8 protein-coding genes and 1 pseudogene are annotated in these 11,392 nt (G+C 70.1%); 4 read left to right on the top strand and 5 right to left on the bottom strand.

The features are described from left to right. Positions 1-819: 819 nt before the first annotated feature. A complete protein-coding gene (locus Ahu01nite_RS38670; protein WP_203841705.1) occupies positions 820-1,749 on the bottom strand; it encodes a LysR family transcriptional regulator in 930 nt (309 codons plus the stop codon). Positions 1,750-1,836: 87 nt separating this feature from the next. Between Ahu01nite_RS38670 and Ahu01nite_RS38665 the strand changes: the two genes are divergently transcribed. From Ahu01nite_RS38665 to Ahu01nite_RS38655, 3 genes are all read left to right on the top strand, one after another. After that, positions 1,837-3,135: an aspartate aminotransferase family protein gene (locus Ahu01nite_RS38665; protein WP_203841704.1), complete on the top strand. Its 1,299-nt coding sequence runs from the start codon at positions 1,837-1,839 to the stop codon at positions 3,133-3,135. A gap of 52 nt (positions 3,136-3,187) precedes the next feature. After that, positions 3,188-4,255: a lysylphosphatidylglycerol synthase transmembrane domain-containing protein gene (locus Ahu01nite_RS38660; protein ID WP_203841703.1), complete on the top strand. Its 1,068-nt coding sequence runs from the start codon at positions 3,188-3,190 to the stop codon at positions 4,253-4,255. A gap of 303 nt (positions 4,256-4,558) precedes the next feature. Continuing rightward, a complete protein-coding gene (locus tag Ahu01nite_RS38655; RefSeq protein ID WP_239159486.1) occupies positions 4,559-4,777 on the top strand; it encodes a hypothetical protein in 219 nt (72 codons plus the stop codon). Between the two features lie 189 nt (positions 4,778-4,966). Here Ahu01nite_RS38655 and Ahu01nite_RS51910 read toward each other — a convergent pair. After that, positions 4,967-5,747: pseudogene (locus Ahu01nite_RS51910) on the bottom strand (SDR family NAD(P)-dependent oxidoreductase). Between the two features lie 86 nt (positions 5,748-5,833). Here Ahu01nite_RS51910 and Ahu01nite_RS38645 point away from each other — a divergent pair. After that, a complete protein-coding gene (locus tag Ahu01nite_RS38645; protein ID WP_203841702.1) occupies positions 5,834-6,688 on the top strand; it encodes a helix-turn-helix transcriptional regulator in 855 nt (284 codons plus the stop codon). Here Ahu01nite_RS38645 and Ahu01nite_RS38640 read toward each other — a convergent pair. From Ahu01nite_RS38640 to Ahu01nite_RS38630, 3 genes are read right to left on the bottom strand one after another with little or no spacing between them, the layout of a single operon-like run. Next, on the bottom strand, positions 6,680-9,040 hold the full coding sequence (locus Ahu01nite_RS38640; protein ID WP_203841701.1) for a glycoside hydrolase family 95 protein: 2,361 nt from the start codon (positions 9,038-9,040) through the stop codon (positions 6,680-6,682). The two genes, Ahu01nite_RS38645 and Ahu01nite_RS38640, sit on opposite strands and share 9 nt — an antisense overlap. A gap of 12 nt (positions 9,041-9,052) precedes the next feature. Continuing rightward, positions 9,053-10,360: a BNR repeat-containing protein gene (locus Ahu01nite_RS38635; protein WP_203841700.1), complete on the bottom strand. Its 1,308-nt coding sequence runs from the start codon at positions 10,358-10,360 to the stop codon at positions 9,053-9,055. Further along, a complete protein-coding gene (locus tag Ahu01nite_RS38630) occupies positions 10,360-11,334 on the bottom strand; it encodes a cellulase family glycosylhydrolase (protein ID WP_203841699.1) in 975 nt (324 codons plus the stop codon). The genes Ahu01nite_RS38635 and Ahu01nite_RS38630 overlap by 1 nt, the downstream gene beginning before the upstream one ends. Positions 11,335-11,392 lie beyond the last annotated feature (58 nt).

The raw sequence follows: 11,392 nt of genomic DNA, 5'->3' as shown, positions 1-11,392 counted from the left end.
GCTGAATGTTGCGGCGGAGTCTCTTTCTCGGCAGCTTCGTGCGGCCGATCCTGTCAAGCGCGCGGCAGTTATTGTCCAGCCCGTATGTTGTTTGACGGCGTGTGGCTCGATGTTGCGTCGGGCTCTCCTTTCCCGCAACTTTGTGCGGCGCGCCCCGTCAAACGCGAGGCAATCGTTCTTCAGCGCACGACACCCATCGGCTCCCCCATTCGACGTCCGCATGGGAAGCCTGTCGCCTAGCCTCCTAGGATGCCGCAGCGATGGTGATGGCGGGATCGTGATGGGGCGATCGGGAGGGGGCGATCGTGACGCAAGTGATCGTGGCGCGGCGGCTGCGGCGGTTGCGGCGGCCCGGCGGCCCGGCGGCGCAAGGCTTCGTGGGCTTCGTGGGCTTCGGTGGGCTTCGTGGGCTTCGTGGGCTTCGTGGCAGATTCTCGGGAAGAAGATTCACTCAGCAGTAATTCAGCGGCGGGCTCAGCGAGCTCGGCTCTGCGGCGGGTACCTCACCTCTGCGAAAAGCCCGTGGCAGCGCGGCCTTGGGGATCGCGGTCAGCGCGGGCTCGCAGGCAGCCCCTGAGCAGCTGAATTCCAGCCGCGACAGCCCGATCCCCACGAGCCGCCAGGACCTTTGACCTCCCGGCCCCAACGAACCCCAGCGTGACCTCCGAGCCGCACGAAGGTCTGGCCTCGTGAAGGTCTGGCCTCATGGAGATCTGGCCTCATGGAGATCTGGCCGGGAGTCTCAGGGCGGCCGGGAGCGTCGTGGTCCGAGGTTCGCGAGCGGGGAGGTCTGGCCGGGGTCTCGTGTGGCCAGGAGCGTCATGGTCTGGGGTTTGTGGCGGGTGAGGGGCCGGGTGGGCGGGAATTGGGGGTGGTGAGGGATTGGAGGGTGGTGAGGACGGTTTGGGTGGCGGGGGGTGGGGTGGGGGTGCCTCGGGTGGCGGCGTAGACGTGGCGGGTGAGGGGGGTGTGGAGGGGGCGGGGGGTTACCTGGTAGCGGTGGTCGATGGCCAGGGAGGGGAGGAGGGAGATGGAGAGGCCGGCTTCGACGTGGGCGAGGAGGAGTTCGTAGCTGGAGAAGCGGCCGGTGATGATGGGTTCGAAGCCGGCTCGGCGGCAGGTGCTGGTGACAAGGTTGGACAGGTAGGTGCCGGGCATGTCGATGGACCAGGCGGCGTCGGCGAGGTCGGCGATGTTGATGGGGGACAGGTCCGGGGCGGGGGAGGGCACGACCAGGACTACGTCGTCTGCGAGGAGCGGGTAGGTGTTCAGCGTCGGGTCCAGGGCGGTGGAGCCGTCGATGAAGTCCGCGGTGACGATGATGTCGTACTCGCCTCGGCGGAGGGCCTGGTGGGCGGCCATCGGGTCCAGTTCCGCGACGGTCAGGGTGATTGCCGGGTGGGTTTCGGCCAGGCGTTTGGCCAGGGGGATGGACAGGGCGCGGATGGCGCTGGAGAACGCTGCCATGCGTACGTGGCCGGCTGGTTCTCCGGTGGGGCTCTGGAGCTCCTGTTTGGCGGCGCGGAGCTGGTCGAGGATGATCCGGGCGTGGCGGGCGAGGGTGTGGCCGGCGGGGGTCAGGGCTACGCGGCGGCCGGTGCGGTGCAGGAGTTCGGCGCCGGCCTCGGTTTCGAGGACGGCCAGTTGGGCGGAGACCGCGGAGGGGCTCAGGTGCAGGGCTGCGGCGACGGCTCGTACGGTGCCCAGGCCGTCCAGGAGGCTGAGCATCTCCAGGCGGGTCGGGTTCAACGGAGTGGCTCCTTGTGCGGAATTTATGCACAGCGTAGCCGGATATCCATGCTTTAACGCACAGCAGCGGGTGCCTATCGTGAGGGCATGACGCAAAGCTTCTGGTCGGACGCGGAACGGCATCTTGTTCGGTACGGGGGGCCGTTCACGCCCGAGATCATCGAGCGGGCGGCGGGGAGCTTCGTCTACACCGCGGACGACCGGAAGATCCTCGACTTCACGTCGGGGCAGATGAGCGCGATCCTCGGGCACAGCCATCCGGCGGTGGTGCGGACGGTGCAGGAGCAGATCGCGAGCCTCGACCATCTGTTCAGCGGGATGTTGTCGCGGCCCGTTGTCGAGCTCGCGCGCCGGCTCGCCGAGTCGTTGCCGGAGCCGTTGACCAAGGCGATGCTGCTCACGACGGGTGCCGAGTCTAACGAGGCGGCGATCCGGATGGCCAAGCTCGTGACCGGCAAGCACGAGATCGTGGCCTTCGCGCGGTCGTGGCACGGCATGACGCAGGCGGCGGCCGCCGCGACCTACAGTGCCGGGCATCAGGGGTACGGCCCCGCGTCCCCGGGCAACTTCGCGATCCCGGCGCCGGACTCGTACCGTCCCGACTTTGTGACTTCCGATGGGGAGTTCGACTGGCGGCGGCAGCTGGACTTCGGGTTCTCCCTGGTGGACGCCCAGTCGACCGGGAGCCTCGCGGCCTGCATCGTCGAGCCGATCCTCAGCTCCGGTGGCATCCTCGAGCCGCCGCCGGGTTACCTCGCCGCCCTGGCGCAGAAGTGCCGCGAGCGGGGGATGCTGCTCATCGTCGACGAGGCGCAGACCGGGTTGTGCCGCACGGGGACGTGGTACGCGTTCGAGCGCGACGGCATCGTCCCCGACATGCTGACGCTGTCCAAGACGCTGGGCGCGGGCCTGCCCCTGGCTGCCGTCATCACCACCGACGAGATCGAGCAGCGCGCCCACGACCGCGGCTACCTGTTCTACACCACGCACGTCTCGGACCCGCTGGTCGCGGCCGTCGGCAACACCGTGCTCGATGTGCTTCAGGAACAGCAGATGGAGGTACGCGCTCAGCAGCTGGGCGCGTACCTGAGGGCTGGTCTGCTGGCTATCCAGGACCGGCACGACGTGGTCGGGGACGTCCGGGGTCGTGGCCTGATGCAGGGCATCGAGCTGGTCGTGGATCGCAAGACCAAGGAGGGCTCCGACGCGCTCGGCGCCGGCGTCACCCGGCGCTGTCTCGAGCTCGGCCTGCACGTCAACGTCGTCCAGCTGCCCGGAATGGGTGGAATATTTAGAATTGCGCCGCCGCTGACCGCGACCGTGGAGGAGCTGGCACTCGGCCTCGAGATGCTCGACCAGGCGATCGGGGACGTCGTGGCCGGGTAATGCGCAAAGGGGGTCGAAACGCGAGCGTGCACGCGCTTGCAAGGATCAGGTCATGTTGTCGTCCACCGCAGAGCCGCCCGACGCTCCCCGATCATGGCGCAGCCGGCGGCTGCGGCTGGCCGGGGTCGCCGTCTCGGTGCTCGTGCTGGCCGCGATCGGGCTGCGCGGCCGGCTGCCCGACCCGCACGAGTTCCTCGTCGCGCTGACCGGTGCCCACTGGGGCTGGGTGGCAGCCGCCGTCGTCCTCCAGATCGCCTCGATCGGGGCCTTCGCCTGCCAGCACCAGTACCTGCTCAACGCGCTCGGCGTCCGGATCCGCCGCCGCCGGGTCATGGCCATCACCGTCGCCGGGACCGCGATTTCGATCTCCGTCCCCGCCGGTGCCGCGGTCTCGGCCGGATATTCGATCCGCGAGTACGAGCGTGCCGGCGCCCCCCGCGAGATCGGCGCGGTCAGCGCGATCGTGAACGGCCTCGCATCCATCGGCGGCCTGGCACTCATCTACGTCGCCGGCGGCGCCGTCGTCCTGATGTACAGCTCGACGACATCGCTGACCTGGCGCCCGCTGGTCATCGTCGGCGTGCTGGCCGCCCTGACGTTCGCCGCGGTCGCCCTGGGCCGCCGCCTCGCCGAGGCACCCCCTGCGCCCTCGCCTTCTGCTTCGCCGGAGTCGGTGAAACAGCGCGGCCGGGTCGCGCTGTACGTGCACGGCCTGCTCGTCGCGGCCCGCGAGGCGTGGCGGGCAGGCGCGGGCCTCCGGATCCGGGACTGGTGCGCGGTGGTCGGGTACGCCGCCCTCAACTGGCTCACGGACCTGCTCTGCCTCGTCGCCTGCACCCGCGCCCTGGGCCTGGACGTCAACCTCATCACCCTCGCGGGCATCTACCTCGGCGTCCAGATCGTCCGCCAGGTCCCCCTCTCCCCGGGCGGCATCGGCGTCATCGAAACAGCCCTGGTCGCCGGTCTCACCACCGCCGGCGCCACCGCCATCATCGCCTCCGCCGCGGTACTGATCTACCGCCTGCTCTCCTGCTGGATCCTGCTCCCGGCCGGCGGCGCCGCGGCCCTGTTCCTGCGCCGCGCCGGCACCCGGCAACCGGTTCCCATCGGCACCCGATAACGCCGCACCCCAGTGAGACGCCCGAGGAATCGGCATCCGACAACGTCGCACCCTCTGGTAGGCGCCCCGGGAAGCGAACGTGCCGGGTCCGGGCGGCGGTGGCCCCGGGGAAGCGGGCGTGCCGGGTCCGGGCGGCGGTGGCCCGCGGGAGGCGGGTGTGCCGGTGGTGGCCGGGGGAGGCGGGTGCGGCCGCGATAGGCCAAATAGTGGGTTTTACCAGCGGGAATGCGAGCCGATCGGAGGGCCGGGGGTCGCCCGGACGGACGGTGGGCCGGAGCGGGGCGGCGTGCGAGATTGGCGCGCATGCCGGACGAGAGCCCGATCGAGAATGCCCTGCTCGCCTATGCGGCCGGCCACGAGGACGGTGCCGTGCGGCGGCCCGATCCGCGGCAGGCCGGTGATGCCGAGACCGGGCCGGACTACCGCGTCGGGGTGGCTGACGGCAGCCTGATCGCGTTCCAGGCCGAGCTCGTCGACCAGGTTCGCCGTCTCCTCGGCGACCCCACCCGGGACAACCGGTAGCCCTCCCGGCCGCGACGGGAAGGTCGCGACCCGGGCAGTGGAAGGCGGGGGTGGAAAGGCCGGGGCGGGAAGGCCGGGGCGGGAAGGCCGGGGCGGGAAGGCCGGGGCGGGAAGGCCAGGACGACACGAGCGTGACCACCGCGGGCGTGAACGTGTTGTGACAGCCCGGGCTGACGCGGTGGGCGGTTGTCAGGCGCCGGCGGCGCCGTCGACCGGGAGGATGGCGCCGCTGACGGCGGAGGCCCGGTCGCTGAGCAGCCAGAGGGCGGCTTCGGCGACCTCGTCGGGGGTGGCCATGCGGCCCATGGGGCTGGTGGCGTTGATCTGATCGATGATGCCGGGGGTCATGGCCTCCCAGGCGTCGATCATCTCGGTGGCGGTGCCGCCGGGGGTGAGACCGTTGACCCGGATGTGGTCGGGTGCCCAGGTGACCGCGGCGGTTTCGGTGATGCTGTTCAGGGCTCGCTTCATCGCGCCGTAGGCGGGCAGGGCCGGGTTCGCGCGCCGGCTGCCGATGCTGGACGTATTGACGATCGCGCCGCCACCGCCACGGCGCATGATGGCGGCTTCGTGGACCATGGCGGTCCAGTGGCCGCGGAAGTTGACGGCGAATTGGGTGTCGATGTCCTCGTCGCTGGTCTCGTCGAGGGGGCCCGGCGTGCTGGATCGCGGCGCCGTTGTTGAACGCGCCGTCGAGGCGGCCGTGCAGGTCGGCGACGTGGTCGATCGCCGCTCGGATGCTGTCGCTGTCGGCGAGGTCGCAGGCGACGGCGTCGGCGATGCCGCCGGCGGCCCTGATGCCGGTGACGATGCGGTCGAGGGCGTCGACGGTGCGAGCAGCGAGAACAACGCTCGCTCCCTCACGGGCGAACAGGCGGGCCGCTGCCGCGCCGATGCCGCGGCTCGCGCCGGTGATGAGGACGACCTTGCCGGAGAGCAGGCCCTTGGTGGTGGTTTTGCTGTCGGTCATGGGGACCAGCGTCATCGGCTGCGGGGAGCGGATACAGGCACAATCGGTACCAGGCTGCCGCGGGTGGTGCCGCGCATACTGGGGCCGTGGACAAGCACGAGCTGGGGTTGTTTCTGCGGAACCGTCGCGCGCGGCTGATGCCGCAGGACGTGGGGCTGCCGTCCGGGCCGCGGCGCCGGACCCCGGGGCTGCGCCGCGAGGAGGTCGCGGTCCTGGCGCACATCTCGACCGAGTATTACGTGCGGCTCGAGCAGGGCCGGGCGCCGCGGCCGTCGGGGGAGGTGCTCGCCGGGATCGCGCGGGCGCTGCAGCTCACCGACGCGGAGACCGGGCACCTGCATGTGCTGGCGGGGACGCTCCGGTCGGGGCCCGCCCGGCACCGGCGGGACGTGCGGCCGAGCATTCTCGCGTTGCTGGACCGGTTGCCGGGGACCGCCGGGTTCGTGGTGTCGGCGGCGTTCGAGGTGCTCGCGTGGAACGATCTCGCCTCGGCGCTCATGGAGGACTTCGCCGCGCTCGATCCGGCCGGCCGCAACCTTGCCCGTCGGGCATTTCTCGGGCCGAGATCCGGCAGCAGCCTGTACGGGGCCTCGCGGTCACCCGAGTTCCGTCAGCACGTCGCCGTGAATCTGCGGGCCTCGCTGGCCCGTTACCCGGACGACCCGGAGATCACGGGGCTCATCGAGGATCTCCGCGCGGGCAGCGCCGACTTCGCCCGGCTGTGGGAGCGGCGTGACGTGCAGGTGGCGCCGATGCTCACGAAGACGTTCCAGCATCCCGAGGTCGGCCCGGTCACGGTGGACTGCGATTCGCTCACGCTGACCGACCGCGACCAGAATCTCGTGCTCTACACCGCGCCGAAGGGTTCCCGCGACGCCGATGCCCTGGCACTTCTGCATGTGCTGGGCCCCGGTGTGCATCAGCAGAGCGCGTCACGCTGAGATCTCGTACCGCCCCCCTGCCCGTGCGGTGAACGTGCACGACCCGCCGGCGTGCGCAGGGTGACGGAGGCCGTTCACCTCGTGTGGTGCCGCGAACAGGGTGCTGCGGACGGTGACCGCACCGGGGTGACCCGCCGTGATGGCGATCGCCCGGGCCTGCCCGCCGGACCAGGTGATGCCGACGGTCAGGTCGCCGCGGGCGCGCAGCCCGGTGACCCGGCCCTGCGGCCAGGCGGACGGCAACGCGGGCAGCACGTCGACGGAGCCGGTGTGGCTCTGGAGCAGCATCTCGGTGATGCCGGCGGTGGCGCCGAAGTTGCCGTCGATCTGGAAGGGCGGGTGGGTGTCCCAGAGGTTGCGCAGGGTGCTGGTGCGCAGCTGCTCGCTGAGCATGAGGTGGGCGTGGTCGCCGTCGAACAGCCGGGCCCAGAAGTTGATCTTCCAGGCCTTGCTCCAGCCGGTCCCGCCGTCGCCACGCGCCCGCAGCGACGTCTCCGCGGCCGCGGCCAGGCCGGGGGTGCCGGCCGGGGTGATCTGGCGGCCCGGGTGCAGCCCGAACAGGTGGGACACGTGCCGGTGGTCGTCGGCGGGGTCGTCCCAGTCGCCCTTCCACTCCTGTAGCTGACCCCATGACCCGACCCGGGTGCCCGGGTCGAGGCGGCGCAGCGCGGCCTTCACCTGGCCGCTGAGTTGCCGGTCGCCGAGCAGGTCCGCGGCCTCGAGGGTACTGGTGAGAAGGTCGCGGACGATCTGCTGCGACATCGACGCCCCGGCGGAGAAATCCCCGTGCTCGGGTGAATAGCTGGGGGACACCACCAGCGTGGAATCGCGCGGATCGACGTGCAGTTCGTCGAGCCAGAACCGGGTGACCTCGCGCATCACCGGAAAGGCGCGCTCGCGGAGAAAAGACTCGTCCAGGGTGAACCGGTAATGGTCGTAGAGATGCCACGCGAGCCACGCCGCGGCCTCCGGGAACCAGAACGCGGTGGGCCAGTCGTGGACCCCGGTGAATCCGAACGGATTGGTCTCGTTGTGCACGACCCAGCCGCTCGCACCGAACATCTCCCGGGCGGTGACGCGGCCCGGGCGGCGCAGCGCGTCGATGAACTCCACCAGGGGTGCGACGGTCTCGACAAGGTTCGCAGGCCCGGCGGGCCAGTAGTTCATCTGCAGGTTGATGTTGACGTGGTAATCAGCGGACCACGGCGCCGACGGGTACGGATTCCAGATGCCCTGCAGATTGGCGGGCAACGGCGACCCGGTCCGGGAGGAGGCGATCAGCAGGTACCGGCCGTACTGGAAGAAGAGCCCTTCCAATGCGTCACCCGGCTGATATTGCGCGAGTGCGACATCCGTCGGCACCTGCGGCAGGGCCCGCCCCAGGTCCAGCCGCACCCGGCCGAAAAGCGACCCATGGTCCCGCACGTGCGTTTCCAGCAATGGTGGGTACGCCCGCAGCGCCGCCCGATCAACGATCGCGGTCACTTTTCCATGCGGATCCGTGCCCCGGTAATCCGGATAGCGGTCGGCGTAATCGGTCCCGGCGGCGAGCACGATCGTCGCCGCCGAAGCCCCGCTCACCGTGACCGAGCCGTCGGCGTTGTCCGTCCGCCGGCCGCCCGTGGTGACGATCCGCAGCTGCACCTCGTAACGCAGCGCGTTGTCGTCGAGCGCCACGGCAACCGTGATCCGCCCGTCCGCAGCGGTTGTCCGCGCCGTCCGCCCTTCCGGGACGCCGAACGCCGCGGTGAACGAGACACTCCCGCCGCTGAGCCGCACGACAACAACCCGGTCCGGGTGGCTGACGAAGTACTCCCGCGTGTGCCGCACCCCGTCCGCGGTGTACTGCACGCGAGCCACCGCCCGCTCGAGGTCGAGCTCGCGGCGATACGAGCCGGCGGTCGCGGTCTCCGCGGTGGTCAGGGTGAGCGTGCCCAGGGCCTGATAGCTGCCGTACGCGTTCCGCGCCTGACCGAGCTCCGCGGCAACCTCCTCCGGCGACACCCGTACCCGCTCGTCGATCGCCTGCTGTACCCGAGCCACAGCACCAGGTCTGGGCGTACGCCAATTGCCGAAGTCATAGCCGGCCGAACCGGGCCCGCCGGTCCACAGCGTCTTCTCGTTGATCAGGATCTCGTCGCTCGCGACACCGCCGAGGATCGAGGCGCCGAGAATCCCGTTGCCGATCGGCAACGCCTGGCTCTCCCACTCCGTGCCCGGCGCGTCGTACCAGAGCGCGAGCTCCCCGGGCTTGTCCAGCGGGGACGGGCTGATCAGTGGCTCCGAGCCGAGCGGCACCTTCGCGGCGACGACGGCGGCCCCGGTCCCCGCGAGCACAGTCCTGCGGTCCATGCGTACCACCTTCTAGATCTTCCAGTCCTGGACGTCGATCTGGCTGCCGCCGTACCGGGGGGCGAAGATGCTCAGTACGCCGAGAGTGCGCAGCCGTTCGTGGTCGATCAGGGGATCGGAATAGTAGATCGGGCTCGACGTGTAGCGGATGGTCCAGTCGCTCCACCCGGACGCCTTCGACGCCGTCTCGATGTGCAGTTTCTTCGTCGACGAGTCCCCGCTCGCGACGTAGAGGTTGTCGTTCGCGTCGACGGCGATGTCCCCGCGCGCCGAGCGTTCCAGGAACGGCGTGTAGTCCTGGTGCCATGCCTTGGACGCCTTGTCGCGCCAGTAGTGCACGAGCACGGCGCTCTCGCGGGCCGCGGTGAAGTCCGTGTTGCTCGCGGCGGCGGCCGGCAGGTGCGAGGCGAGCACGTGCACGATGCCCGCCTTGTCGACGACCTGCGACTCCTGGTTCATCAGGCCCCGGTTCTGAGCGACGCTCCACGTCCGCAGCCCGGCGTTGTCGGAGACCAGGGGAGTGGTCCCGGTGGCCGCCACGACCGAGCCGTCGTTGTTGCGCCAGGTGCGGCCCTTGTCCTTGCTGTACGCGTAGTAGAGGTCATGGTTCGTGCTCGCGTCGGACGTCTCCCGCACGGTCCACGTGGCGTGGAGCAGGCTCGTGGAGTCGTACTCGATGCCGAACAGGTACGCGTTGTTGCCCGCCGTGGTGCCGTCGATGAACTTTCCGACGTAGGTCCACGTGCTCCCCGCGTACTCATAGAGAACTTCGTCTCCTGAGCCGCTGAGACCGGTGCGGATGGCGAGCTGGAGGGTGCCGTCCGGGACGCTGATGAACTGGGGGTAGGTGACCTGGTTCAGCGTCGAGCCGGCCAGGGTGCTGGTGACCGCGCCGAAACTCGACGCGGACCACGCCGCGGTGCCCGGCGACGTCGTCAGGCCTGCCACCGACCGGCGGTAGCGCAGCACGCTGGAGTGCATGTCGAACGCGAGGTGCAGGCTGCCGTCACGTGCGCTGATCCCGATGCTGATCGTGTTGTGCGAGTCGGTCGACGTGGTCACGTAGTCGGTCAGCCGCAGGTTCTGCCACGCGCCTGACGGCAACTGGCGCCGGGCGACGTTGACATAACCGTCCTGGTCCCAGTACGCCGAGTACTGCCAGCCGTTCGCCGTGACGATCCCGTCCTGCTGGAACGACTCCCCGTTCATGTACCCGGTGTAGGTGAGCGCCGTGCGCCCGTTCGTGGTCAGCGTCGTCGTGGAGATCGGTGTGACGGCCGGTGCCGCGGCCAGCATGATCGCCATCAGAAGATGCAGCATCAGAGACCCCAGCCCCAGCGCAGCTGCGCCACGCCGGACGCGTTGTTGACGGCCAGGCCGGTGCCGCTCTGCCGGGTGATCGAGTACGTGTCACCCGAGCGCAGCCCCGGCCAGTAGACGACCCCCATCTGTTTGGCGCGGGTCAGGTCGGTGAGGGCGGCGAAGTACGACGTGAACACGTTGCCGTCCTGGGTGGCGCCGTTCGTGTACGTCAGCCCCGTGGTCATCGGTGCGCCGGCCTCGTCGATCACCGTGCGGGACGCGTACGAGCCGATCCTGGGGGTGAGATCAGCCGTCCACTGAGCCCGCGTGGTGTAGGTGTTCCAGAAGCCGTAGAAGTGCAGCGACAGCAGGGTGCCGCTGAGCGCGCTCGCCGCGCCGACCCCGGTGACGTTGTCGTTGTAGCCCGTGCCGCTGATCAGGACCCGCCCGCGGGGGATGGTGCTGTGCCGGGCCAGCCACGTCGAGCACAGCGACACCCACGCGGACAGCGTGTATCCGAACGGCTCGTTCATCGGCTCGAAGTAGACGTTCGCGTTGCCCGCGTAGTCGCTGGTCACCGTGTCCCACATGGTGTTCCACCCCGCCGTGTCGTCGACGTAGCCGTCCTTGGTGGCCTCCCAGTAGCCCAGGATCACCTTCATCCCGTGCGCCAACGCCGAGTCGACAGCCCCCTTGTACGCCGCCCACCAGCTCGAGTTGACGCTCTGCGGGTTGATCGGCAGCCGCAGCGTGTTCGCGCCGAGCTGCGCCTGGAACCCGGCGACGATCCCGTCGGCCTTGCTGCGCACCGTCGCGTAGCTGTCGGACGCGGTCAGCCCGGTCGGGATGACCCAGCCGTCCACGTAGTTGTCCCGGGCATCGGCCCAGTTCACCCCGCGGAAGCCGTTCGTCGCGGCCTGCGCCGGGGCGGGCGTGACGACGGTCAGGGCGGCGACGGTGAGCAGGGTGGTGAGGGCGGCGCGGAGCTTCATCCGAACTCCAGATGTTTGCGTTAACATGGACATCGAAGTTCCTGAATAATTGCCCCCG

This window comes from Winogradskya humida (assembly GCF_016862215.1).
Taxonomy (GTDB): Bacteria; Actinomycetota; Actinomycetes; order Mycobacteriales; family Micromonosporaceae; genus Actinoplanes; species Actinoplanes humidus.
The sequence above is the reverse complement of the archived record's forward strand: the minus strand, read 5'-3'. Positions and strand labels throughout refer to the sequence as shown.